Consider the following 25450-nt stretch of genomic DNA (forward strand, 5'->3'; position numbering starts at 1 on the left):
TGGCGTCGATGACCTTCTGACGCAAATCAAGGCTGTAGGGTTTGGCCATTGCACTCCTCACCGTGAGACTCCCCTACTTAGTCTATGTCCTAACCACCTTGACCATAGCTATAGTTTCCCACCTAGCTCCAATCTCTGTAAGGGCGAGGTCATAGGCTTAGTTGACCAGCTCATAGAAAAGACTTCTAGAGCTAAGCAGTTATAGAACAATAGTAGAGAATTGGGAGCTGCTTGACATCAGCAGCCCGATCGCGCAAAACAGAACACAGACGAGACAACTCTGAACTGTGTTTGAGCTGAGACACTTTCTACTGTGCTTTAAGCAGTGGTTGTCCGCCTGTGGCATCCACCGTCACAAGGATAATGGCTCCATATCGGGATGCAACCGCAACACAAGATGCTCCTCATCAAAGTAGCGACCCTCAACGCATAAAGCATCCCGTTCTATACCAAACGACTCAAACCCTCGTGAGATGTAAAGGGAACGCGCCGCCACGTTGCTCGCCGTGGTGCTGAGAACAATTTGCCGCAGGCCCTCAAGCTCTCGGGCATAGAAAATCGCGCGATCGAGCAGGCTTGAGCCCACCTTTTGCCCGCGAAACTCAGGCAAAACATACATGCTCCAGAGAGTCCCAACGTGCGATCGCTTCGGGCGCTGCTCGCGCGAAAACCCAAGCATGCCGATGAGCTGGCTGCGATCGCTAAAAGCACCAAAAACGCCGCTAGCAGCATCGTGACTGGAGCGCAGGCGATCGGCAAAATCGGCCAGCGAGAGCTGCGACTCCTGCTCATAGCTAGACACAAAAGCCGTGGGCGACTCCCTCAGGGCGTAGAGCCGCAGATCTCGATAGGCCGCGACATCCTCAGAGTTGAGAAATCGTATTTCCATGGCTACAGATTAGCAATCATGACCCTGACCTACTTGCCGGCGCCTCTGCTTCCCCCCTGTCCCAAATACTGTCCGTGGATGCTGACGGCGTAGGGCACCAAATACGTGAGCCCAGCCGAGTACCAGCGGGCTCGGGTCATGGTGCCGGCCCGTACCGCTGCCCCGTGGTTGATGGCAAACAGCAGCGTACCAATCACAAAGGCCACTCGCACAGCACGGCTGGCCATCGGCGGCGTCACCAGTGCTCTCAAGTAGCCGTAGACTGCTTCCATTTTCTAGCCCTTAAACCATGTCTCTAGGGAAAGACTCTATCCTACCGACTCGTCAAGGTTCTGTTACCTGGCAGCCAGTATCCCTCTTGAGCCCCTTTCCTTAGCAAACGTCTGCCGTCTGCTGGGTTCCTCAACTGATTAGCGAGCAGCCACCCGGTGGCAGTCGGTAAAGCAGATATGGCGCACCGGGCATTGCTGACAAGTTTGGGTTAGAAACGCCTCTAGTTGAACAGGAGTCATCGGGCGCGCAAAGAAAAAGCCTTGCCCCGATTCACACCCCAGCGATTGGAGGGCTTCGAGCTGCTGTCGGGTCTCAATGCCTTCGGCGATCGTGGCCAGGCCCAGGGTCTTGGCCAGCGCCACAATCGATTGAATAATGCTGCGTTCTTTTTCACCGTGCAGCAAGACGTTGACGAAGGAGCGATCGATTTTGATCGTGTTGATAGGGAACTGATGCAGGTAGCTGAGGGAGGAAAAGCCGGTGCCAAAATCATCCAGGCTTACCTGAATACCCCGGATCTGCATGCGTTCCAGCAGTTGAGTTGCGATCGTCGTGTTTTTAATCAGGCTGCTTTCGGTGATTTCAAACCGCAGGCAGTGGGCCGGAATATGGGTTTCCTCGAGCATGCGGTCTAGGGTTTGTAGCAAGGAAGGTTCGCGCAGCTGGCGGCCGGAAATGTTGACGCTCAGATAGAGCTTGGCAAAATCGGGCCAGAGCTGTCGCCAGTGGCTGAATTGGATACAGGCTTCTTGCAGCGCCCATTCCCCGATCGCATTGATCAGGCCCGTCTCTTCGGCGATGGGGATAAACTCGCAGGCGGGAATCATCCCTTTTTGGGGATGCCGCCACCGCAGCAAAACTTCGAAGCCCTCTAGCCCCCGCTCAGGCTGAAGACTGACGATGGGCTGATAGTGAATTTCAAGCTCGTTGTTGAAAATGGCGTGGCGCAGGTGCGTTTCAATCTCGACGTGCTGGAGGGTGGCGGCATACATGGCGTTGTTAAACACCTCATAGCGCGCTTTGCCGTTGGCCTTTGCTTGATACATGGCAATGTCGGCATCGCGCAGAATATCGGCCACCTGCTGATAGTCTGGTGCGCCAATCACAATGCCAATGCTGGCACTGGTAAAAATGTCGCGGTGGCCAATGGTGAGGGCGGGGCGGAGCTTTTGCTGAATGCGCTCAGCAACGACAACCACCTCTTCGGGATGCTGAATGTTTTCTAGCAAAATAGTAAACTCATCCCCACCCAAGCGGGCCACCGAATCGACCTCGCGTACGGTTTCGAGCAGCAGTTGCGACACGCGAATCAAGAGCTGATCGCCAACCCCATGCCCCAGGGTGTCGTTAACGCTTTTGAAGCCATCCAGGTCAATGAAGAGCACCCCAAAGCAGCTGGTTTGGTGCCGCTGCTGTTTGATCGCTAGCTGCAAGCGCTCCATGAAGCAGGGGCGGTTGGCGAGCCCGGTTAAGGCATCGTGGAGGGTTTCATGCATGAGCCGCGACTCGGAAGCTTTGCGCTGGGAAATATCGCGCCCCGCCCCGTAGATCAGGTACTCTTGCAAAAAAGGCACGCCGTTCCAGGCAATCCAGCGGTAGCTGCCGTCGGCACAGCGGCAGCGCATTTCGACCTCATTCACTTCTTCCCCGCGCAACAGCTGCTGCAAGGTTTGTTCGGCCAGGGGTAGGTCTTCGGAATGAACGATGGCGGCAAAGGGCTGATCGATCAGCTGGTCGCAGGGGTAACCCAGAATCGATTGCCAGGCGGGGTTCAGGCGCTTGAGCTGGCCCTGGTGATCGGCAATAAACAGCAGATCGAGGGAGAGGTTGAAGAAGCGATCGCGCTCTAGCTCAGCCTGCACCTGGTCCGTAATGTCTTCGCCTACACCCGTGAGGCGATACACCGCACCGGTTTCGTCATGAATGGGAAAGCCGCGATCGTGGATCCAGCGAATTGTGCCATCGGGGCGAACGATGCGGAACTCCTCGTCGTACTGGCCGAGGTGAGCCTGGGTTAGAAATGCGGCAATGACGCGATCGCGATCCTCGGGGTGAATGCTATTTGTCCAAGTCTGGGGATCTTGATAAAACAGCTCTCGGGGCTGCCCCCAAATGCTCTCGATCGCGGGGCTGACGTAGCGCGTTTGGGTCTCTTGCCCCGTTTGGGGGTCAAAGTCCGTCAGCCAAAATACGGCCCGAATATTTTCTGAAATTTGGCGAAACTTCTCTTCGCTCTCCCGCAGATCGTGCTCGATCTGCCGCCGCTCCAACACTTCTTGAATCAGCGTTTGATTGACCGCCTGCAGCTGGGCGGTGCGGTTTTGCACCTGCTGTTCGAGCTGGGTATTCAGCCGATGAATTTGGGTGAGGGAAAACCGCAGCGCCAGCTGATTTTGCACCCGGGCCAGCACTTCTTCGATTTGGAACGGTTTGGTGATGTAGTCTACCCCGCCCGCTTGAAAGGCCTTGACCCTATCAAAGGTTTCATCTAGGGCGCTGATGAAGATGACGGGAATCTCTCGGGTTTTGGCGTCGGCCTTGAGTCGCTGACACACCTCATAGCCGGTTAAGTCGGGCATTTTGATGTCGAGCAAAATCAGGTCGGGCAGGGCGGCCTGCACCGAGGCGATCGCCAGCAGGCCACTGGTCACACTGCGAACGTCATACCCATGGGTGGAGAGGGCATCCGACAACAGCCGCAGCGCATCTAAGGTATCATCAGCGACCAGGATTTCGGGAATGCGATCGGCAAACAGCTCATGACTCATAGTGGGTTGCCGTATCGACTAAGTGAATGATGGCTTCTAACTGATATTGGTCAACCATGCGCCTGAGTTCAGCCGCCAAGATCGCCTCATTGGACGGGATTTGACCAATTAAGCTCAGGATAGTGCCGGGTTTGGCAATGGTCGCCGCTTGCTTTAACTGTTGCAGCCAATCCACAGACATGACCTGTAGGGCCGCCGGCTGCAGCGGCGCGATGGAGGGAAGTTTAGTGGGCAAAGGAGTATCTTCGTATACAAAGACAATACCGAGGTGCTCAGTCAACTTGTCAAAGATCACATGTTCCTTAACGGGCTTGCGAATGAAGTCGTCGCAGCCGTAGGCCAGCACGATCTGCCGCTGTGCTTCAAACACGCTGGCGGTGAGGGCAACAATCACTGTGGCCTGGCCCTCAATGTGAGATTTGATCCGCTGGGCCGCTTCATAGCCATGCATCACCGGCATGCGCATATCCATCCAGATCAGGTGGGGTTGCCAGTCGCGCCAGACATCAAACGCCTCTTGGCCGTTGGCGGCTTCCCGCAGCTCAAAGCCAAAGGGCTCCAAGAGTTTGACCAGAAACTGGCGGTTGCTCCAGCGGTCATCCACGATCAAGATGCGATAGGTGGGCTGGCCGGGGGCTAGGGCGATCGCCCGCTGCGGCAGCACCTCAACAGGCATCGCCGTTGCTGGCACAGGCTGCATCGGCACCTCCAAGGTAAAAGTGCTGCCCTGGCCCACCTGGCTGTGCACCATCAGCTGACCGCCCAGCAGGTGGGCAAATTGGCGGCTGATGGTCAGCCCTAGCCCGGTGCCTTCGCTTTCGGGATGGAGCTGGTTAAAGGAGGCAAAAATCGCCTCTAGCTGCTGAGGGGGAATGCCCAGGCCGGTGTCTTGAACTTCTATGCGGAGCCACACCGAAGGGCTGTCGGATGGGGAGATGGGGGAATTTTGGGAAAATGGAACGGAGGTTTGGTTGGGCTGCGGCAGCACCAAGGCTGTCACCGCAATGCCTCCCGTTTGCGTAAACTTTAGGGCGTTGCCGATCAGGTTGATCAAGATTTGCCGCACCTTCTTTTCATCGCTGCGAACATACCGGGGCACCTCGTCAGCCCATTCAATTTGCAGCGATAGGCCCTGCCGCTGGCTGCGGGGCAAAAACATCTCCTGCAGCCGATTGAGCAATGCGTGGAGATCAAAGTTGGTCAGATTGAGGGTAATGTTGCCCGCTTCAATTTTTGAGAGATCGAGCACATCGTTGATCAGCTCCAGCAGATGCTCGGCGCTGTGGTTGATCACCTCCAAATATTCTTTTTCGGTTTGGGCTGAGACATGGTTGCGATTCATCAGCTGCACAAAGCCCAAAATCGCGCTCAGGGGCGTGCGCAGTTCGTGGCTCATGTTGGCTAAAAATTCGCTCTTGGCGTGGTTGGCGGTTTCGGCTTGTTCCTTGGCCTGGGCCAAATCGAGGGTGCGTTGCTGCACCCGCTCTTCTAGTTCCTCGTTGGTGTGCTGAAGCGCATCAAAGGCCTGGTTTAGCTCGGTGGCCATGCGCCGAAAGGAGTCGGACAGGATGGCAACTTCCTGCACCGGACCGAGCTGATCGGTTGGCAACGCCAAGGATTCAATGGAGGCAGTGTGGCTTTTTTGCAGCGCCTCAGTCACCTGTTTTGACTGATCGCTCAGCTGCTGGATGGGGCGGGCAATATAGCGGGCGGTGATGATGCCTAGGCCGGTGGCGATCGCCAGCGACACCAAACACAGCAAAATCGTGGTGCGGGTATTGGCCTGAATCTGCGCCATAAAGTCCGATTCGGGGACGACGACCACCAACAGCCAGTCAAGCCCCAGCTCATCCACAATGGGCGTCACCTGCACAAAATGCTTTTGCCCATCGATGGGAAACGCCAGCTGGTGAGAGGCCTCAATGCTCTCTAGGGTTTGAAACTGATCTAGCAAATGTTGGGTGGTGGCGGCGATCATGGGGTTGGTGCTGGCGATCGCATGCAATCGCTCCTCTGGCCCCTCCGCCTTGGCTTTGACAAACGGATTCTCCTGGGTTGAGCTGGCAATCAGCGACTGGTCTTTTTCGATCAAAAATGCCTGCCCAGTTTGACCAATTTTTAGCGTGCTCAAAAAGTCGCCAATATCGGCCAGCACCAGGTCCACCCCCAGCACGCCTTCGAGCTGCCCAGCGGCGTCGTAGATTGGCGTATTGGCGGTAATTGCCAGGGTGAGTTCTGGCACGAGCTGATAAACCTCTGTCCAGCGAGCGGTGCCCGCCTTTTTAGCATCGGTATACCAGTCCCGCCGGCGGGGGTCATAGTCGGTGGTGACGTCGAGCTGCTGGTCGCGGTTGCCCTGGGCGTCTATCGCAAAATGCACCATTACCCCGTCGCCAGGGTTATCTGTCACGTAGTAGCTGACAGGGCCATCCTGAGCGCTGCGGTGCGCCGTCCAAAATCCGCCGGTTTCGCTGCTGACGTAGATATAGCTGGCCTGTTCAAATTCCTGCATTTGCTGCCAAAAGTGGCGCTCAAATGTAGCCTGCTGCTCAAAGCTGAGTATGTCCAACTCAAACAGATCCGCATTGATTTGGTTGATGCGGTGTGGCACTGTCAAATACTCGTCCAGCGTCACCTGGATGCGGTTGGTGACTTCCTGTTCCAGCTGCGACACCACATCGTTTACCGCCTTTTGCCCGTTACGGAGCGAGAGCCATCCCGTCAACCCGACCGCCGCCCCGATCTCGAGTATGAACGGAACAATCAGCAACAACCGAAGGGGAATTTTCATCGCTAAACCGATTCCAAAGGCGTGAAGAAGGACTGTCCCTAAGCTGAGGCTTAGGCAATAATTTGTAGAAGCATCCTCCTGGTAATGCAAAAGTTTCTTGGCTGAATTGGCAAAGGCCTTGTCTGTCCTAGGGCAAACAAGGGCGCGATCTCCGAGATTTTTGGGGCTGGCATCAACCAGGTAAAGATGGATGCCGTTACCCGTAGAAATGCCCAGCTAGGCTGAGCCAATTGTTACCGGTTTACAAGTCGTGATTTTGAAGACGGAAAACATAGCGACGCCACCGGGTTGGGAGGTCACTGCCTTTGATAAAAATTGGGAGTCACCCTAGCCTCCAGCCTCACCACCCAGAGTGAGGCTTCCTAACCGATCTGGCGTCATGAACTGGCTGTCGCTTGAACCGCTTTGCGCAGCCGCTTCACATCGCCCATGGGAAGGTTACCAAAGAGCCGCTTGTACTCTCGGTTGAAGTGTGGAGCATCGTCGTACCCTACTTGGTTGCATGGCAAGCGAGAATCTTGTATTTGTCCAGCTGGACGTCGCCGATGAGGCACGGGCAAAAATGGCCGTCGATGAGGTGGTGAAATAGTTCGATCGCATCGACGTTTTGGTTAACAACGCGGGCGATAGCCTGCTGGGTAATTTTGAAGAGATGACCACCACCGATGTTGAACGCCAAATGTCTACCAACTTCTACGGCGTGGTGCATGTTATGCAAGCCGTGCTGCCGGTCATGCGTCAGCAGCGATCGGGCCACATCATCAATATCAGCTCGACGGCAGGTGTAATCGGATTTGAGCACTGCGCCGCCTACGCTGCATCAAAATTCGCGGTCGAAGGTCTTTCGCTGTCGATCGCACCCGAGGTTGAGCGCTTTGGCATCAAGATCACCCTCGTCGAACCGGGATTTTTCCGCACAGAACTGCTAGATGCTCAGAACGCCAGATGGTCTAGCAAAACCGAAGACTACGCCATCAGAGGGAGCGTTCAAGAGACGTGGGCCGCCTACAATGGCACCCAACAGGGCGACCCGGCGAAGTTGGGTGATGCTCTGGTCAAGATTGCCGAAATGGAGAACCCGCCGAAGCAGTTTTACGCGGGCAGCGATGCCGTCGCGATGATTAAGCCAGCCTTGAATGCCCGTCTCCGAGAGATCAAAGACCACGAGGCACTTTCCAAGTCTACGGATGGAACTTCTAGCTCACGCACTACTTAAAGGCATAAACCCATGTACAACACCAAAGCTTATTCCGCTGCCAGTGCAACATCACCATTAGCTTCTGATACGATCGCTCGGCGCGACCCAACCGAACATGATGTTCAAATCGAAATCCTCTTCTGCGGCATCTGCCACTCTGACGTCCATTCAGTGCGTGACGAGTGGAGCGACTTCATGTCCACCACCTACCCGATTGTTCCTGGGCATGAGATTGTCGGACGGGTCACTGAGGTGGGCTCAGCAGTAACGAAGCATAAATCTGGCGATTTAGTGGGAGTCGGCTGTATGGTCGATTCGGATGGTACCTGTCCCAATTGCAAAGCTGGCTTTGAGCAGTTTTGCCAAAATACGATCTTCACCTACAACTCCCCAGACAAACACAAGACGGCTCCAGTCACCTATGGTGGCTACTCCAATAGCGTTGTTGTCGATGAACGCTTTGTTCTGCGCGTTCCAAACAACCTCGAATTGGCTGGAGTTGCGCCGCTGCTATGTGCAGGTATTACCACGTATTCGCCACTCCGTCATTGGGGAGTCACAGAGGGGAAGAAAGTAGGCGTAGTCGGTCTTGGTGGACTGGGACACATGGGGGTGAAAATTGCTCATGCACTGGGTGCCCACGTCGTCGTCTTCACCACCTCACCTGGCAAAACGGAGGATGCGCTCCGGCTTGGTGCTGACGAAGTGGTTGTCTCCCGCAATGCCGACGAGATGCAGAAGCACGCTGGTAGCTTCGATTTTATTCTCGATACCGTTGCCGCCAAGCACGACATTAACGCCTATCTCAACCTGCTCCGCCTCGATGGCAACATTACCCTGGTTGGCGCACCCGAAAAGCCCCTGGATGTCGCAGCATTCAGTTTGATCACGGGTCGCCGCAGTCTTTCCGGCTCTATGATCGGCGGCATCGCCGAAACCCAAGAAATGCTTGACTTTTGCGGCCAGCACAACATCACCGCTGATGTTGAAGTCATCCCTATTCAAAAGGTCAACGAAGCCTACGATCGCCTACTCAAATCCGATGTGAAATATCGCTTTGTGATCGATATGGCATCCCTAAAGGACTGATGGCGCAGCTGGTCAATCTGAGTTGGATCGCCGTAGTTCATCCTCAACTAGCTTAGCCCCCACCCAAAAACCGGCTGCCATACTGCCTAAAAATAGAGACATGCTATTAAAGGCAGCCAGCGGATTGAACTGGGGCTTGCGATCGGCAATCAAGGTGCGAGAGGGATGCTCTGGATCATACCAAACAGTGACGGTTTGACCGCGCCAGAAGGCAGGGTTTAGCCTATTTCTGCAGCGGCGATCGCCGGAGGGAGTTGTTTTTACACAGTCGCTGCTCACGTCATGAGCTTGCCTAGTGCGATCGCTAAAGCGAATCACTGGGCAAGACGTAATGGTTCTAGAGCTGCTAGAGGTTGCGGTTTGCTCCGAATTGTCTACCTGCACCACTGTGGCTGAGGCCGAGAGCCAGTTTCTGTAAGCCAAGTTATCCACTGATGCTGAGAGAGAAATGATAGCTACAAAGACTGTCAATACAGTCATAATCCCACCGGCAATACTGAAGGCAGCGAGGCTAAGAACCAGCAGTAACTTACGCACGATTTTTCAACGTGAACTAACGAACAGGTTCAATAATTTTGCCCTGCAATTAGATAGCCCTAGCCAAACATCAGCTGAAGTCTAAATTAGGACAGCCTGAAATATCAGGATTCCAGCTTGTCAAGCTTTTTCCTTTTTCGCTCTTCTAACTTCGTTCTTTTTCTATATCCACGGCAGCTGTTCCTCACCTGTGCCCATCTCATCTAAGCCTTAGGAGAGCCCAGTGGCCCCAGCAACAAAAACGGCCAGGGTAGCTCTAGATCGGGCACCAGCCCGGCATAGGGTCGCAGCCCCGGCACTGCATAGGGCAGCACAAATCGCAGTGACCTGAGCGATGCCGGTCGGTTGCCCTCGGCATCGACCGCGCCATATTCTCTGGCTAGTTCGGCCACGATTTGCACCTGCCCAGTGCGGCGCAGCAGGTGGCGATCGGCCGCCAACACCGCAATCACCCGTCCGGTGAGCAGTGGTGTTTCCCAGTTGTAGTTGTCGGGTGGTGAGCCATCTTCCCCAGCGCCGGAAAGTGGGCTATTCCCTAACCCCATCTCAGCGGCAAACTGGGTCATTAACTCGGTGCCAACAATGCCCGGCCAAACCGAGAGCGAGGTTACCTGGTGGGGTTTGAGTTCTACCGCCATGTCTGCGGCAAGGCGATCGCAGGCCGCCTTGCCCACGCCGTAAGGCACCCCAAAAATATAGGACAACCCGCCCCACGACGACAGAGTGCAGATTAGCCCCCGCCGCTGTGGCACCATCAGGCGAGCGGCATAGACGCTGGCCAGGTAGTGGCTCCGCAGCCCCACAGCATTGCACGCATCCCAAAACTCGGCGGGTTCGGCTTCCCAAAAGGGCTTGCCGTAGGCCGCCTTGATCGCTGATACCCCGGCGTAGGCGTTGTTCACTAGCAGATCGAGTCGGTCATTTTGGTCAGTTTGAATGCGATCGAAGAGGGCCTTGATCTGGTCATCGTCGCTGTGGTCTACCTGTACCGGAATCGCCGTTCCACCTGCCTGGTTCACCGCCGCTGCAGTTTCTTCGAGCGAGCCCATCGAGTCGGCCGAGGCAGTGAAGGTGCGCCCGGTAATATAAACTACCGCCCCAGCTTCCCCCAGCCCAGTGGCAATGCCCTTCCCCAACCCCCTGGTGGCCCCGGTCACCACCGCAACCTGTCCGTCTAGTCGTGCCATGGATATCTCCTAGTTAAACCGGCGGGCAGCCCTCAAGCAGTCGCCCACTGGCAATGAACCCCACACTAAACGTAGCTGTGAGTTAGCGATCGGTTCCAACAACTTTGTTCTAACAGCCCCGCCGCCTGTGGGTAAGCCTCCGAAGAATCGCAGTAGGGCAATAGTTACTTATTTAGACAGAAGTCTCAACCCCTCTAATTAGATAATCTATGGCCATAAACGGCGTCGGCCTAAATGTCGGCCCTACCCAATCCAACCGTGAAACTATGTTTGTTAAAGACGCCCAAGATCAAACGCTAATTAAAGTACTCGACGTCACTGACTTAATTGATCCGCAGAACAACCAGATTCAGGGGCAGCAGCAGGCTGGTGAAGAAGAACAGCCACCCCAAGCTTACGAAAAATCGCGCCTTCAGTTTCCCTCTGGCGAGGCATTACCTGAGTGCTGGACTAATCCGGACTACAAACTGCAACAGAGCCCAACCCCCCAGGCATAGCCAGTCTATTGCGCCAGAGCACGGATATATTCCGATCGCAGTCCCTCCACCCTCACAACGGTGGTTCTTACTTTGTCCCGCAGCAATCACTCTCTGACCTATGCACCGCCTTGAGCACAGCAAAACTACCCTCCGGGGCATTTTGGCCGTCTGCATAATAGTGGCAGGGGTTTTGCATTTCGCCCAGCCAGAACCGTTTATTCGGATTGTGCCAGGCTTTTTGCCTGCCCCAGCTGCCCTGGTCTACATCAGCGGTGTAATTGAAATTATGCTGGGCATTGGCCTGTTGGTGCCTGCTCTGCGCCAAGCTTCGGCGTGGGGGCTGGTTGCATTGTTTATTGCAGTGTTTCCAGCCAATCTCAATATGGCCATCAATCACATTCAAATCGAAGGCATTCCCAACACCTGGTGGTTTCAAGCGATTCGACTGCCGTTTCAGTTCGTGCTGATAGCCTGGGCCTATTGGTATACCCGGCCAGAGCTACCGGAAACCTCCCAGAGTAGTTAAGTATTTCGGTTGCCTATTGCCATCGCTTGTAGCGTTGAAACTAATAGCGTTGGAACATTTTCTTGATGCAAGATTGTTAAGACAATTTCTTAACGCTCCTGCTAAAGATATGCCAACCAATAGTGTCAAGGCTTTTTACTTGCCCTTCAATCGTCTAATTTTTAACCCTGGACACGAGCTGTTACGGGAAAAATCCGTCCCGGGGGCGATAGGTGTGCCCCTGTAGTGCTGCTAGCCTTAAGCAACCAAGCTAGGTAATACACTGTTCATACGAATCCAGAGCTGTACTGTTTGGATTGTGATGGCGTATGAAATAATGAGAGTAATACCGGTTGACGACGATCGCTCCTCAGATGAGACTTTCACTACCTAAACCTGCCCTAAACGCAGTGCCAAACATTTGTGCGGCAGTAGCGACGGTATCTTTAAATATACGAATTTATGTTTGGGATTCAGCATGCAAACTCGTCGAAGGCAACCTTCTAATGACTGGACTAAAGGGTCAAAGGGCATAGCCAGTTTTTTTGTGCTCTTTTTAGCCGTTGGCTTTTTGCTATACCAGCTTTCTTCTAGCGTGCTGTTTGCCATGGGTTACTCCTCTGGCGCTGGAGCCCGAAGTCTTGCTGCCGCACTATTTCCGTTAACGGTCTTAATTTATTTGGGGTTTATTGCGCGAATTCAAATCCCTGCTCGGGAGAGCGGCGCTCCTATCATCAACAGCTTTATCGTCTTCCTGCTGTGGACGATGCTGGTGCTCGGTGTTGATATTACTAATGAAACCGTTTATTTTCCAATCGAAGAATTGCTCTACTCTTTGACTTTAGCCGCTATGCTCTGGCGCTACAAATATCGAGGCCAATTCAAAGCGTTGGTGGCCTGTTGCTATGGCGTTTTGGCTGGGACGATGGCAGCGGTGATGTTATTTGGCATCAACCCTTTCGCTATGTAGGGTCTTAGAGGGCGTTTGAAAAGTCCTCTGGAGTAACCTGAACTACTTTAACTACGGAGGAACTGCTACGAAGGAATGAGGGTTTCGAGGAACGATGTAATCCGTACAGGTGGCTTTTGATCCTCAATCTGACCCCTTTAAAGCATCCTCTTAGAGGGCGCTTGAGAAGCGATTTGTCCCCTACTGCTCCTTCAAAGAAGAGCCCCCAGATATGTCTAGAAAAGGCGTATTTAAGGGGCTCTTCACTTTTGCTGTCAAAAATAAGACTTTCAAACGTCCTCTTAAAACTGACGGCGCGAGAAAATTAGGATCGACACCGCCAGCAGTAGAGCTGTGTAAAGTAAGCCATAGAGGGCATGGCCAAAAAGCTCTGGAGCTGTAGGCAACAGTTCCATGCCGTAGGCGGCGGCGTTGCGCAAGTTGAGGCGTTCTAGGTCGGGCAGCACCAGGTATAGGACGTTGGTGAGCCGCTGCACCGCTGGGGTTTCGCTGAGTTTGCCAAAGGCTACCAAGTCCTGGCTCAGGTGCCCCATCAAATACACCGCAAAGGTGAGCATTGTGGCCAGTAGCGAACTGGTAAACACGCCAAATACGATGGCTACGGCCACCAGCAGCGCCGCTTCCAAGGCTGTAAAGAGCAGCGCTAGCAGCAGGCTCCCCAGCGAGAAGGGCACGCCGCTGGCCGCCAGCACCAGCACAAAAATAGCTCCGAGGGCCGCGATTAGCACCGCCAGCACCGCCGTGAGGCCCAGATGCTTGCCCACGATAAACTCGGCTCGGCTGACCGGCTTAGCAATCAGCACCAGCACCGTGCGCTTCTCGATTTCTTTGTTGATGAGCCCAGTGCCCACAAATACAGCCACCACTACGCTCAGCAGATGAATGCCCGCCAGACCCAGGTCCATCAAAATCTTGTTTTCGGCTCCGGCAGAAATGTCGGGCAGCAGCACCCGCGCGAGCACCAGCAGCAGGGCGAACAGGGCCACCAGATACAGAATGCGATCGCGAATTACCTCTAAAAATACGGTGCGGGCAATTACCCCTACCCGCGATAGCACCATTGGCTTAACCACTTTTGTCCCTCTCAAGATAAGCCTTGCTGTTGTGTGCCCCTAGGATGCCCAGCCTGCCGCGGCGTTTGCAGGTCGCAGGTGAGGCTGGCCCACTGGGTGGTGGTGTAGCCTGGCGCGGCGTTTTCGGTGTCTATTAGGCCGCCTCGGTTGACTGGCATCAGCAGGCAGGTTTTTTCTAGGTAATAGCCGTCTTCGTTGGCGGCTGGCCCCGACCAAATTGCCCACAGCTTGAGAGTATAGCCATCGGCATTAGATAGGGGCTGAAAGTCGAGCCGCCACAGCGAATCTTCTAGGGATGCGTCGCGACCCATCTGCGATTGTACCCGCCGCTGTAGGGCCTGACGTTGGCCCTCAAGGTTGAGTAGCCACCGCTCTACCGAGGGCCAGGGCTTGTTGTCGATCTGCTCCCGCAGCGTTTCTTCGGCGATGGTGAGGTGGGTGACTCCAGCCGGCAAGGCCACCTCCTGGCCCGGAAAGCGGTAGACAAAGGCGCTGTTGTCAACGCTGTCGGCCACTAGGCTGGGGTAGTCGCGCACCCAGGATTGAATGCGAAAGTAAAACTGAAACCAGCTGCTAAACAGCAGGCTGAGGCAGAATAGCAGCGCTAACTGCTGGCGCACCATCGGCGGCGGCTTCTTAAGGTCAAAGTCCCAGCTCACTAAACTGGGCACAGCAATCACCGCAAAGGATACCAGGGGCCAGGATACCAGGGCGGGCTGTAGCCACCGCCCACCCCACGACCCAAACAGAAAGAGGCATAGAATCGCTCCCGATACCCAGGGAGCAACGGGGATCCCAAAAAGTCGGACTTTGTTGGCCTCTAGCGCCCAACCCACCCCCAGAGCCAGACAGATCCAGCTGATGGTGGCCAGCAGCCCTACGGTAAAGGCTGTGGCCGCTAAGAGACGCGCCAGCATTGACACGAGCCACGAAAACAAGCTCATGTAGATGACGGTCTGCCAGGAAAAGTAGCGCGGCGGCAGCACCGCTTGCCAGAGTTCAGTCAGGGTCCGACGCAGAAAACCGAAAAGGCCTACCATCCCAGCACCCCACTCTGGTTAATTAGCAGCAGCAGCACCAAGATGGCGGTAAAGCTAGCGGCGTTAGCCTGGAGCATGGCCAGCGCCCGAGGCGAGGTGCCACCCTGTCGTCCTTCGATCTGGGCTCGCCGGGCTCGTTCGTAGCGCTGGCGACGATCGCTTTCGATCGCCTCTGCGGTGTTTTCTGCGGGTTTTTGACCCAGCAGTTGCAGCAGCCAGAGCAGACCCTGGAGCTTGATCCAGTAGGTGACAAAGAAAGCGGCGATCGCCGCCACCACCACGACCACCGGCAGCGCATCGCGCCAGCTGTTGGTGTAAAACCGATTGAACAGCACATAGCTGATTACCTGGCTGCGCAGCGACAGGGGCAGCACCGCCTCGAGGGCCAAAAACGCGACCCAGCCCAAACTAGTGGCCAACAGGTTGAGGGTGGCCGCATACTGCATACTGGTGCGGTAGCCCAGGCGCAGCTGCTGGCGCAGCACCATCGCTTCTAGCACAATGGCCACCATGAGCAGCATGCTCTGCACGGCGATCGCCCGCAGCGGCAGAATGCCAAGTTCTGACAGCAAATCGTTGATGGGCATGGGGCGCTGAGGGTAGGTCGCAAATCTCGACCTTTGATGGGGGTTTCCCGGTGCACTCTCAAGGGTATAACCTCGGCCCGGCTTTCGCTAAGATCTTAGATCGGGCCGCTCAAGAATACGCACACCTAGTACGCAATCCGCAACATCCATGGTTAGAACCGGCATTGGCATCCGCACGGCCCAGCAGGGCAACGAGCGGCTCACGGGGCAAATTCACGTCTACGACGGCGAGGGCAAGGGCAAGTCCCAGGTGGCTCTGGGGGTGGTGCTGCGCTCCATCGGTCTGGGCATTCAGAATTTTTTAGAGAGCCGGGTGCTGCTGCTGCGGTTTCTCAAGGGGCCGGGCCGCACCTACGACGAAGACGCCGCCATCGAAGCGCTCCAGCGGGGCTTTCCCCACCTGATTGACCAGGTGCGCACCGGGCGGGCCGAGTTTTTTGGCCCTGAGGAAATTACCAAATTTGACAAGCAGGAGGCCCAACGGGGCTGGGATGTAGCCAAGGGCGCGATCGCCTCGGGCCTTTACTCCGTAGTGGTGCTCGACGAAATCAACCCAGTGCTCGACCTGGGGCTACTCAGCGTCGACGAGGTGGCCAAAACCCTACTCAACAAACCCGAGCATCTGGAGATTATCGCCACCGGGCGCGGCGCCCCCCAGCCGCTGCTCGATGTGGCCAATCTGCATTCAGAGATGAAGCCCCAGCCTCGGCCCGAGGGCATTGAAGGCATTGAGGGCATTGAGATCTATACGGGCTCGGGCAAGGGCAAATCGACCAGCGCCCTGGGCAAAGCTCTCCAAGCCATTGGTCGGGGCATCAGCCAAGATCTCTCTCACCGAGTGCTGATTATTCAGTGGCTAAAGGGGGGCAATGGTTATACCGAAGACGCGGCGATCGCCGCCCTGCGCAAGATTTACCCCAATCTGGTCGACCACCAGCGCTGCGGCCGCGATGCCATTGTCTGGCGCGGACAGCAGCAGGAAATAGACTATGTGGAGGCTGAAAGGGGTTGGGAGATCGCTCGGACGGCGATCGCCTCGGGTCTCTACAAAACCATCATCCTCGACGAGCTCAATCCCACTGTTGATCTAGAGCTGCTGCCCGAGGAGCCGATTCTTCAGGCGCTGCTGCGTAAGCCTCGCGGCACTGAAGTCATCATCACCGGTCGCTGCAAAAATCGCCCCGCCTATTTTGAGTTAGCCAGTACTCACTCCGAAGTCTTTAACCACAAGCACTACGCCGAGAAAGGTATTGATTTAAAGCGCGGCGTCGACTTTTAAAGGGGGTTACTTTCGTCAACATTCAACTAAGGAACAGAACAGCTATTCACAAGTTCAGACATAAAATGCTGATCGAAGCTACCGCTTCGATCAGCATTTCGTCATTCTAGAGTTTCGTCAAGCTTCACCTTATAAGCTGTGTAACGCAACTACAGAATTTATTAGCTCGATCTGGGATGGTCAGCTGTTTCTACTCAACCCAGTTGCGGCTGCGATGGGCAGCTAAACGCTCTTCATAGGAGCGGAGTAAACCATGGTTGTCTTCGTCGCTCAATCCGTAGAAACCGGTTTCTTGATCATAGATACTGGCATTGTGCTCAGAGCTGCGAGGTTGGGCTTCTGTTAACGTGCTTGCAGGCGCACCGATCGGACCCATACGTCGCAGGTCTCCTGCAACGGAATCGTTGCGGGTAGCCGTCGCGCTGGCCGTGTTGCCGATGGGGGGCATGCGTCGCAGGTCGCCAGCACGAGAATCGTTTTGAGCTTCAGTGGAAACGTAGTTTTCGCCTAAAAACTGACGGCTGGATCGGCCTTGGGCGATGGGTTGGTAGATGCCTCTGACGCGCTCTTCGTAATGCTCGTCTACCACCATATCGTCGCTATATTCTGGCAAATGTTCGACCTGGGCCTTGGTTAAGCCATCGACATAGATGCGGGTGTTGTCGTAGTCAAACCGGGCTAAGCCGACGGGCAGCAGGACGGTTTTGCCAAAAATCCACGGCCCGGTATCAATCACCAAATAGCGAAAATGACCAGAGTCGTCCACTAACAAATCTTTTGCAGAGCCTACTTTGTCTTCACCTTGGGCATAGACAGAGTAAGAACTGATCTTATCCATTTGTCCGTCAGCAAGAGTCTCACGGTAATTAGGATAATAGTTCTTAAGCCGATGTAAAGGCATGTTAGAGCCTCCTTTAATTCATCCTATCCAGAGGTTAGCGAAAGCGGCCTTTTCTCTCATCGCCCGATAGGGGGACGGCTATAACCCCAGTAGGCATACATCAATGAAATGGGTGAACATAGACATGATGCAGGCTGAACCGACGATTGTGATGGATGTGGTGCTGGTGGGTGGGGGTCACACCCACGCCCTGGTGCTGCGGCAGTGGGGTATGGCTCCTATGCCAGGGGTGCGACTGACGTTGCTGACCGACCTAGTTGATACGCCCTACTCGGGCATGTTGCCCAGCTATGTGGCCGGGCGCTATAGCTTTGATGAGGCTCACATTGACCTGCGGCCGCTGGCGCGCTTTGCTCAGTGCCGCCTGGTGGTCGATCGCGCCGTGGGGCTCGACTTGGCCCAGCAGCGAGTGCTGTGTGCCAACCATCCGCCCTTGGCCTACGACGTGCTGTCGATCGATACGGGCAGCACCCCAGCGACGCTATCGGTGCCGGGGGCAGCGGAGTATGCTATTGCCGCCAAGCCAGTGCCCGCTTTGCTGCGCCAGTGGCAACAACTAGTTGACAGTGTTGCAGCGAATCCTCAAAAACCGCTCACTCTAGCGGTGGTAGGTGGGGGCGTGGGGGGTGTGGAGCTAGCTATCGGCATCCACGAACGGCTGGTGGGGCTGCTAGACACCTTGAATCAACCTACAACTAATCTGACGCTGCACCTGTTCCACCGGAGCCAAGAATTGGCCCCCGAGCGCAATCGGTGGACGCGTCGCCGGTTGGAGCGGGTGCTGCGATCGCGTCACATTCACCTCCATCTCAACGAAGCAGTCAAGGAGATTGGCCTGGACGAAGCCAGCGGTCAGCGCCTGGTAAGGGGATCGTCGGGGCTGACGGTCGGGTGCGATCGCGTCTTCTGGGTCACCAGTGCCAGTGCCCCCCCTTGGCTGCAAGAGTCTGGCCTATCCCTCACTGACGAGGGCTTTATTCAAATTGGCGACACCCTGCAAACCCTCTCCCACCCCAATGTCTTTGCCGCCGGGGATGTGGCGACGATGGTGAATTCCCCTCGCCCCAAGGCCGGGGTGTTTGCCGTGCGCCAGGGGCCGCCGTTAGCCGATAACCTGCGCCGCTTTGTGCAGGGTCAGCCGCTCAAACCCTTTCGCCCCCAGCGCCAGTTCCTCAGCCTGATCGAAACCGGCAACGGCAACGCTATTGCCGATCGCGGTCCTTTCGCGATCGAGTCGCCCCTGGCCCATCGCTGGAAAGACCACATCGATCGCAAGTTCATGGCCCGCTTCCGCGACCTGCCGGTTGGGGGAATGGCTCAGCCTACGGCTAAAACGCCTGCCGCTGTCCCTCCCTCGCCCCCCTGTGCGGGCTGCGGCTCCAAGGTGGGCAGCACCACCCTGGCTGAAGCCCTCCGTCGGGTGCGCCAAGACTTTCCTGAAGTCGCCAGCGAGGCCGTCTTGATTGGTCTAGATGCCCCCGATGATGCCGCTGTAGTTACCATGCCGCCGGGGCAGGTCATGGTGCAGACCGTTGATTACTTCACCGCGCTGGTAGACGATCCGTTTATCTTTGCCCAGATCTGCCTCAAGCACTGCCTTGGCGATCTCTACGCCATGGGTGCCCAGCCCCACACGGTGCTGGCCCTGGTGCAGGTACCCTATGCCACCCCGGCTAAGCAGGCTGAAATGCTCTACCAAATCTTAGCCGGCACTTTCAAAGGCCTGCTCGCCGCCAATGCTCCACTGGTGGGAGGCCACACTGTCGTTGGCCCCCAGCTAGCCCTCGGCTTTGCCTGCAACGGCATCGCCAGCCCCAATGCCCTGCTGCGTAAAGGGGGGATGCGGCCCGGTGATGCCCTGATTCTCACTCAACCTCTGGGGACCGGAACGTTGTTCGCGGCCGATATGCAGGGCAAGGCCAAGGGGCGGTGGATTGAGGAGGCGATCGCCCACCTACTCACCCCCAACCAGGCCGCCGCTGAGATCTTTTGCGCTCACGGGGCCACTGCCTGCACCGATGTCACTGGCTTTGGTCTCGCCGGGCACCTGCTCGAAATGGTGCGGGCCGCCAACGTTACCGCTACTCTCGCCATGGATGCCCTGCCCGTGCTGACCGGTGCCGCCGATACCCTGGGCGCAGGCTTCCTCAGCACCCTTCACCCCCAAAACCTTCAGGCCGCCGCATGGATTGATCCTGCTGGAGCAGACCATCCCCTCTATCCTCTACTGTTTGACCCGCAAACCGCTGGCGGGCTGTTAGCGGCCGTACCGGCGGCGGCCGCTCAGCGCTGCCTAGATGCCCTTCACAGCCGAGGCTACAGCGCTGCGGTCCAGGTCGGTGAGGTTGGGTCTGCCCCTAATGGTGACTGGGCAATTTACACAGTCGCCGCCTTGTAGGCGGCCCAACCGCCGTGATCCGAGATATCGGGCCAGCCGTGCTCGTCAATTAGGTCTTTGGGATAGAGAAATGCGATCGCCTGGCCCCCATCCGCCAGCTGCACCTCGTGGGGGTACATATGCGGTGGCTCATTGTCTTTCAGATAGGCGTATTGCTCCGGGGTCATCGCGTATAGCTCACCGGGAATCGAAATTCCCCCCGTCTCAACCTCGTAAATGCCTGGATGCCAGCCGTCTTTTACCGCGTGCAGCCGGTAGATGGGAGCTGTCGCGGCCGCTCCGAGAAAGTCTGCATCCTGGAGGTTTTGGTTGTCAGGCTGACCGCGCAGGGCCGAACCACAGATAAAGACCGTAATGTTGTCGGTAGTGTCAGTCATGGCGAGCATTCCAGTGCCGGAGAGAGCGTGAAAAGGTCCTCAAGTTATCACCTTAGAGGATCACGCCACCCCAACACAGCTTTTTGTATACAGTCTACTACCGTTGACTAGACCAATCGGCCGTTGGGCTCCAGCAGCGCCAGGGTAAACGTCGGCGGCTCAATCACCAGTAGGGTTTCATCGCCGCGACGGGCTAGTTTGGCGGCAATATCGAGCACCTTAGCCGCATCGGTATCTTGCTTAAAGAAGCTGTAGTAGCGAGCGTTGTGGGTCAGCGCCATCAGCGGTTTAGTCACGTCGGGCACCTGCAACCGACAGGTCTGATACGTGGCTTCGTCAGTCACCACCAGGCAGGCCTGGGGTCCAAACACTGGGCGAATCGTGTAGCCCGGCTTTCTGGCCGGGGCGGCGTAAACAGCCTGGGGCTCGTGGGCCCACACGGCATAGCCCTGCCGGGTTTGTGTAATTGCCGCCGTATGGTCTCGCTTCCCTAGGCGGGCCACCACATTCAGCGCCTTGCGAGCCTCAGGCACAATCTTGAGAAAACTGTAGAACTGATTGTCGACGTAGATAGCTGACAGCCGGTGGTCGATATCGGGCACCCGAACATGGCAGGGAGTGTACAGGTCGCGGTCAAACAGCAGCTTACAGGCCATGGCCGGGGCGGGGGCCAGAGAAACCTGATCGAGGCGGGGGGAAACGCTCATAGGGCAGTAGAAGTTGCAGTGGGTGGGGCCGTTACTGGAGATTGCCCCCAGTAACACAGTGGTTTACTCAATAGCATGGTGGATGGTCAGTATTTTCCCAATGTTGAAATAACGGAGGTTTGGCTGCCCAAAAAGAGCATTGGCCAGGAAAAATACTGAGGCTTTCTACGATTTGCAACAAAATGCAACACAAAATGGCAGTGGTGGCAACGGCGCGATCGCGCGTCAGGGCAGAATACTCCACCGTTGGCAAGCCATGCCGGGCTAGGGTTTGGCAATTCCTGATATGGTGAAGGACTGAACCATTGCCCCTTTTAAGTACGTTGACCACGCCATGATGGCCACAGTAGATTCCCCAATTCCGGTTGTATTTCCCCTGGCGGCGGTTGTCGAGCAGGGGGCGATCAAAATGGCCCTGCTGCTGGCGGCGGTGGACCCTAACCTGGGCGGGGTCGTGATTGCCGGACGGCGCGGCACCGCAAAGTCTGTCATGGCGAGGGCGCTGCACCAGCTGTTGCCCCCCATTGAAGTAGTCGAAGGTTCCTGCTGCAACGCTGATCCCGCTGCCCCTCAGCTGTGGGATGACCAAACCCGCGATCGCTTTGGCGACTCCAGCCCCCATCTTGATCTGCCCACCCGTGTGGTGCCCGCCCCCTTTGTGCAAATTCCCCTGGGGGTGACCGAAGATCGGCTGCTGGGCTCAGTGGATGTGGCCCGCTCGATTCAGGCGGGGGAGAGCGTGTTTCAGCCGGGGCTGCTGGCTGCCTCTAATCGGGGCGTGCTGTATGTCGATGACATTAACCTGCTCGACGATCAGGTGGCCAACCTGCTGCTGGCGGCCCTCACCGCCCGTCGCAACCAAATCGAGCGCGAGGGCCTAAGCTTTCAGCATCCCTGCGAGCCCTTACTGATCGCCACCTACAACCCGGAGGCCGGGCCGCTGCGGCAGCACCTGCTCGATCGCATTGCGATCGCCCTGTCGGCAGACATTGCCATGGCCCTCGAAGACCGAGTTGCCGCCGTCGAGCAGTCCACCCAGTTCGCCAACGATCCCCAGGCGGTGATTGCCGCCTACGCCGATGAGATCGACGCCCTCAGAACCCAGATTATTTTGGCCCGCGAGTGGCTCAAAGAGGTCACCATCAGTCGGGAGCAGATCCAGTACCTGGTGACCGAGGCGCTGCGGGGCGGCATTCAGGGCCACCGGGCCGAGCTGTTCGCGGTGCGAGTGGCCAAGGCCCACGCCGCGCTAGAGGGGCGCGCCGAGGTCAACGCCGACGACCTGCGGGTGGCGGTGGAGCTGGTGATCGTACCCCGCTCCCTGCTGCCCCAAGACATGCCCGAAGAGCCGCCCCCGCCGCCCCCGCCGCCGCCCTCCAATCAGGATCAAGAAGAGCCCCAGGACAACTCCGAAGATCAAGACAAGGAAGACGAAGAGGACGATACCCCCGACGAGGACGACAGCCCCCCCAGCATTCCGGAGGAGTTTATCTTTGACCCCGAGGGCGTTATTATTGACCCCTCAATGCTGCTATTCGCCCAAACCATGGGCCGCCAGGGTAAGTCGGGCAATGCCAACCTGATTTTTTCTGAGGAACGGGGCCGCTACATCAAACCCTTCTTGCCCCAGGGGCCAGTGCGCCGCATTGCGGTAGATGCCACCCTGCGGGCTGCCGCCCCCTACCAAAGGGCCCGTCGCGAGCGCGAGCCCGGTCGCCGAGTGATTGTCGAACAGGGGGATATTCGCGCCAAGCGATTGGCCCGCAAAGCCGGTTCGCTAATTATTTTTGTGGTCGATGCCTCGGGCTCCATGGCCCTGAACCGCATGCAGAGTGCTAAGGGGGCGGTGCTAGAACTGCTAACCGAAGCCTACCAAAACCGTGACCAAGTGGCGCTGATTCCCTTTCGGGGCGAGCAGGCAGAGGTGCTGCTGCCGCCCACCCGCTCGATCGCCATGGCGCGGCGACGGCTAGAGCGCATGCCCTGCGGCGGCGGCTCTCCACTAGCCCACGGCCTCACCCAAGCGGTGCGGGTGGGCATCAACGCGCAGCAGTCAGGGGACGTGGGCAGCGTGGTGATTGTGGCGATCACCGACGGTCGGGGCAACGTGCCGCTGTCGCGCTCTCTGGGCGATCTGCCTGAGCCGGATGCCCCCAAGCCTGATATCAAGCAGGAACTGCTAGAGATCGCCGGCCGCATTCGTGGAGTGGGGTATCAACTGCTGATTATTGACACCGAGCGCAAGTTTGTCTCAACTGGGTTTGGTAAAGAGTTGGCCAAGACTGCCGGGGGCCGCTACTACCAACTGCCTAAAGCCACCGATCAGGCCATTGCTGCCATGGCCCGAGGAGCGATCGCAGATATGAAGACTGGGTGAACCGTTCGACTTCTGGCCTCCATTTAGCGCATCTTAAGGTCTAGACGGGCAATATGTAAGGTATGAATCTCTAGGGGTTGGTCCCTGCTCTAGAGTCAGCCTATCCCTAATGTGCACCATCGCGAGTCGCCATGGAACGTCGAGTGTCATCGCTATCCCAGGGGCAACGCCTGCTGGCCGCCATCATGATTACTGATGCGGTAGGCTTTAGCACCCGCATGTCAACCGATGAAGAATGCACTCTGCGGTTGATCGATCGCGACCTGACGCTGATCGGCGACATCTGCCGAGAGTTTGGCGGCACCGTGCTCAAATCGACCGGTGACGGTCTGCTGATCTACTTTCTCAGCGCTGTAGAGGCGGTCTCTTGTGGGCTGGAGATGCAGCGGCGGCTGGTCGACCTGGCCGAGGGCCTAGAGCCCAATCAATATCTCGATCACCGCATTGGCGTCCACCTTGGCGACATCTTGGTCAGTGAGCAGGATGTCATGGGCAATGGGGTCAACATTACTGCCCGACTGCAAACCTTTGCCAAACCCCGAGGCTTGTGCGTATCGCGCACTATCTACGATGTAGTCAAAGCTCGGCTCAATCTTCACGCTACCTTTTTAGGTCCCCTGCAACTCAAGAATATTGAGGAGGCGGTACCTGCCTACCAGCTGGCGCTCCACGCTGAAGACACTGAGTCTGGCCCCCAGGGGTCTGAGGATCACACCTGCACCCTACCCATGACCACGGAGGCGCTGCTAGCCAACGCCCTGCGCCACCTCAGTACCCACGCCCACAACCTGCGCATTAAGAAACTGGTGTTTGCCACCTATCAGCAGGCCTGGGAAAATGACCCTGCGGTGCTAGATCAATTTGACCTCCGATCGCTGCTGCTGTCGCTGCGCGATCGCTACCCGACCCTAACTGAATTTGAAGATCAGTTAAAGCGGGTGGTAGCTGGGCTCAACCGCCAAGATCTCTACAGCGAGGTAGCCGAAACCATTATGAAGCAGCTCCAGCCCTGGTATGGGCGATCGCTGTTTCATAATCCTGAGGCGACCTCCGAAGTTTTCACTCAGCTCACCGTGCGTTCTCTAGAAGAGCGCTGCCAAACCATTGCCGATCAGTTTGACCAAAGCCCCGATGCGCTGCGACTGCGCAAGCTGCTGCACTGTCTCTGTCACGGTGGGTGGGAGAACGACCCCAGCCGTCTCAGCGAGACCTATTTGCCTGGGCTAATTCAGCAGACGCTTACCCTGGCACCTCGGCCCCAAGACCTGCGCTATCGGTTGAGCCGCATTGTTAAGTATCTCAACCGTCGCCAGCAGTACACCCGCCTGGCCAACCAGATCATGGTAGGGTTCCAGCCCCTCTACCAAACCCAGCCTGAGGCCCTAGCCGAGGCCACAGCCCTAGTAGAACAAACAGTTTTGGCCGAGGCCACCGTCCTGGCTGAGCCCTCTGGCCCCTCTCCAATTGCCGAAGTCTACACCACCCTGTCCAGCAGCGGTTACGACCAGCCGGCGGATTTGACTACCCTCCATGGCACCCTCTCTAACCCCATAGGTAGCGGGTCTGAGCCGGGAGGCCCGAGGCGCGATCGCTCGTCCCTATTTGACCTGCGGGGCGATATTATTCAGTATGCCAATCCGCTGCGGGCTAAAATCTTGCTGTACTCCTGTCTCTACGGCCCCTTCGGCTATACAACCCAAGACTGGTCTAGCCTTAGCCGCCGCACCCTCGACGACCTGCTGCAGCAAACCTTCGAATACTGCCCCACCTACTCCGACTTAGACAGTAAGCTATCCATTATTGCCCACTGTCTCGGTCGGGTCGGCGACGGCGGGCAGGTGGCCAACGCCATCGCCCAGGCAATGCGCGCCTACTACCCCCAAGACCCCAATGGTCTGCTAGAGTCGGCAGAGGCAGAGGCTCAAAGCCCAACCCCCCATCTTGAAGTTGTCTCTGAGACATCTAACGCTGGCGATCGTCCCGCTGTGGCTGCCCCTGTATCCGCCCGATTTTCTGCTTAAGCCC

General features: G+C 56.8%; 21 protein-coding genes. 9 read left to right on the forward strand and 12 right to left on the reverse strand.

Features of this window, described 5'->3' with window-relative positions; genetic code table 11:
- Positions 1-352: 352 nt before the first annotated feature.
- From H6F75_RS21235 to H6F75_RS21250, 4 genes are all read right to left on the reverse strand, one after another.
- The gene (locus tag H6F75_RS21235; RefSeq protein WP_190754450.1) at positions 353-889 is read right to left on the reverse strand and encodes a GNAT family N-acetyltransferase; all 537 of its coding nucleotides are present in this window, start codon (positions 887-889) and stop codon (positions 353-355) included.
- Between the two features lie 29 nt (positions 890-918).
- Positions 919-1161: a nitrate/nitrite transporter NrtS gene (gene nrtS, locus H6F75_RS21240; protein WP_190754451.1), complete on the reverse strand. Its 243-nt coding sequence runs from the start codon at positions 1159-1161 to the stop codon at positions 919-921.
- Positions 1162-1299: 138 nt separating this feature from the next.
- Entirely contained in the window at positions 1300-3930 is a 2631-nt protein-coding gene (locus H6F75_RS21245) for an EAL domain-containing protein (RefSeq protein ID WP_190754452.1), read from the reverse strand.
- Complete coding sequence (locus H6F75_RS21250) at positions 3920-6721, reverse strand: ATP-binding protein (RefSeq protein WP_190754453.1); 2802 nt, start codon at positions 6719-6721, stop codon at positions 3920-3922. The genes H6F75_RS21245 and H6F75_RS21250 overlap by 11 nt, the downstream gene beginning before the upstream one ends.
- A 598-nt stretch (positions 6722-7319) precedes the next feature.
- Here H6F75_RS21250 and H6F75_RS21255 point away from each other — a divergent pair.
- Positions 7320-7937 carry an SDR family NAD(P)-dependent oxidoreductase gene (locus tag H6F75_RS21255; RefSeq protein WP_347710689.1) on the forward strand — a complete coding sequence of 206 codons (618 nt, stop codon included), beginning with the start codon at positions 7320-7322 and terminating at the stop codon, positions 7935-7937.
- A 12-nt stretch (positions 7938-7949) separates the two neighbouring features.
- A complete protein-coding gene (locus H6F75_RS21260; protein ID WP_190754454.1) occupies positions 7950-9008 on the forward strand; it encodes an NAD(P)-dependent alcohol dehydrogenase in 1059 nt (352 codons plus the stop codon).
- A 12-nt stretch (positions 9009-9020) separates the two neighbouring features.
- On the opposite strand, the gene H6F75_RS21265 is transcribed toward H6F75_RS21260, so the two are convergent.
- Positions 9021-9545, reverse strand: a complete 525-nt coding sequence (locus H6F75_RS21265; RefSeq protein WP_347710688.1) for a DUF3592 domain-containing protein — start codon at positions 9543-9545, stop codon at positions 9021-9023.
- A 203-nt stretch (positions 9546-9748) separates the two neighbouring features.
- Positions 9749-10732, reverse strand: a complete 984-nt coding sequence (locus H6F75_RS21270) for an SDR family NAD(P)-dependent oxidoreductase (RefSeq protein WP_190754456.1) — start codon at positions 10730-10732, stop codon at positions 9749-9751.
- A gap of 209 nt (positions 10733-10941) precedes the next feature.
- On the opposite strand from H6F75_RS21270, the gene H6F75_RS21275 reads away from it, so the two are divergent.
- The 3 genes from H6F75_RS21275 (at position 10942) to H6F75_RS21285 (ending at position 12686) form a co-directional block, all read left to right on the forward strand.
- Positions 10942-11229 carry an acetyltransferase gene (locus H6F75_RS21275; RefSeq protein ID WP_242020255.1) on the forward strand — a complete coding sequence of 96 codons (288 nt, stop codon included), beginning with the start codon at positions 10942-10944 and terminating at the stop codon, positions 11227-11229.
- A 100-nt stretch (positions 11230-11329) separates the two neighbouring features.
- Positions 11330-11737: a MauE/DoxX family redox-associated membrane protein gene (locus H6F75_RS21280; RefSeq protein WP_190754457.1), complete on the forward strand. Its 408-nt coding sequence runs from the start codon at positions 11330-11332 to the stop codon at positions 11735-11737.
- A 457-nt stretch (positions 11738-12194) separates the two neighbouring features.
- On the forward strand, positions 12195-12686 hold the full coding sequence (locus H6F75_RS21285; protein WP_190754458.1) for a hypothetical protein: 492 nt from the start codon (positions 12195-12197) through the stop codon (positions 12684-12686).
- A 281-nt stretch (positions 12687-12967) separates the two neighbouring features.
- On the opposite strand, the gene H6F75_RS21290 is transcribed toward H6F75_RS21285, so the two are convergent.
- Genes H6F75_RS21290 through fraC form a run of 3 tightly spaced genes read right to left on the reverse strand, consistent with a single transcriptional unit; the run spans position 12968 to position 15386 of the window.
- Entirely contained in the window at positions 12968-13747 is a 780-nt protein-coding gene (locus H6F75_RS21290) for an ABC transporter permease (protein WP_190754495.1), read from the reverse strand.
- Positions 13748-13770: 23 nt separating this feature from the next.
- Positions 13771-14799, reverse strand: a complete 1029-nt coding sequence (locus tag H6F75_RS21295) for a DUF5357 family protein (RefSeq protein WP_190754459.1) — start codon at positions 14797-14799, stop codon at positions 13771-13773.
- Positions 14793-15386 carry a filament integrity protein FraC gene (gene fraC, locus H6F75_RS21300; RefSeq protein ID WP_190754460.1) on the reverse strand — a complete coding sequence of 198 codons (594 nt, stop codon included), beginning with the start codon at positions 15384-15386 and terminating at the stop codon, positions 14793-14795. The genes H6F75_RS21295 and fraC overlap by 7 nt, the downstream gene beginning before the upstream one ends.
- 148 nt (positions 15387-15534) lie before the next feature.
- On the opposite strand from fraC, the gene H6F75_RS21305 reads away from it, so the two are divergent.
- Positions 15535-16665 carry a cob(I)yrinic acid a,c-diamide adenosyltransferase gene (locus tag H6F75_RS21305; RefSeq protein WP_190754461.1) on the forward strand — a complete coding sequence of 377 codons (1131 nt, stop codon included), beginning with the start codon at positions 15535-15537 and terminating at the stop codon, positions 16663-16665.
- A gap of 190 nt (positions 16666-16855) precedes the next feature.
- On the opposite strand, the gene H6F75_RS21310 is transcribed toward H6F75_RS21305, so the two are convergent.
- Positions 16856-17503, reverse strand: coding sequence for a PRC-barrel domain-containing protein (locus tag H6F75_RS21310; RefSeq protein WP_190754462.1), 648 nt, complete (start codon positions 17501-17503; stop codon positions 16856-16858).
- A gap of 166 nt (positions 17504-17669) precedes the next feature.
- Between H6F75_RS21310 and selD the strand changes: the two genes are divergently transcribed.
- Positions 17670-19964 carry a selenide, water dikinase SelD gene (gene selD, locus H6F75_RS21315; RefSeq protein ID WP_242020258.1) on the forward strand — a complete coding sequence of 765 codons (2295 nt, stop codon included), beginning with the start codon at positions 17670-17672 and terminating at the stop codon, positions 19962-19964.
- On the opposite strand, the gene H6F75_RS21320 is transcribed toward selD, so the two are convergent.
- Together H6F75_RS21320 and H6F75_RS21325 are read right to left on the reverse strand one after the other, a co-directional pair.
- Complete coding sequence (locus H6F75_RS21320) at positions 19943-20341, reverse strand: gamma-glutamylcyclotransferase (RefSeq protein WP_190754463.1); 399 nt, start codon at positions 20339-20341, stop codon at positions 19943-19945. The genes selD and H6F75_RS21320 overlap by 22 nt on opposite strands.
- 107 nt (positions 20342-20448) lie before the next feature.
- Positions 20449-21048, reverse strand: a complete 600-nt coding sequence (locus tag H6F75_RS21325) for a hypothetical protein (RefSeq protein WP_190754464.1) — start codon at positions 21046-21048, stop codon at positions 20449-20451.
- Positions 21049-21382: 334 nt separating this feature from the next.
- On the opposite strand from H6F75_RS21325, the gene bchD reads away from it, so the two are divergent.
- Both bchD and H6F75_RS21335 read left to right on the forward strand, forming a co-directional pair.
- Positions 21383-23425, forward strand: a complete 2043-nt coding sequence (gene bchD / locus H6F75_RS21330) for a magnesium chelatase ATPase subunit D (protein ID WP_190754465.1) — start codon at positions 21383-21385, stop codon at positions 23423-23425.
- A gap of 131 nt (positions 23426-23556) precedes the next feature.
- On the forward strand, positions 23557-25446 hold the full coding sequence (locus H6F75_RS21335; protein ID WP_190754466.1) for an adenylate/guanylate cyclase domain-containing protein: 1890 nt from the start codon (positions 23557-23559) through the stop codon (positions 25444-25446).
- Positions 25447-25450: the final 4 nt, after the last annotated feature.

This window comes from Nodosilinea sp. FACHB-131 (assembly GCF_014695395.1).
GTDB lineage: Bacteria > Cyanobacteriota > Cyanobacteriia > Phormidesmidales > Phormidesmidaceae > Nodosilinea.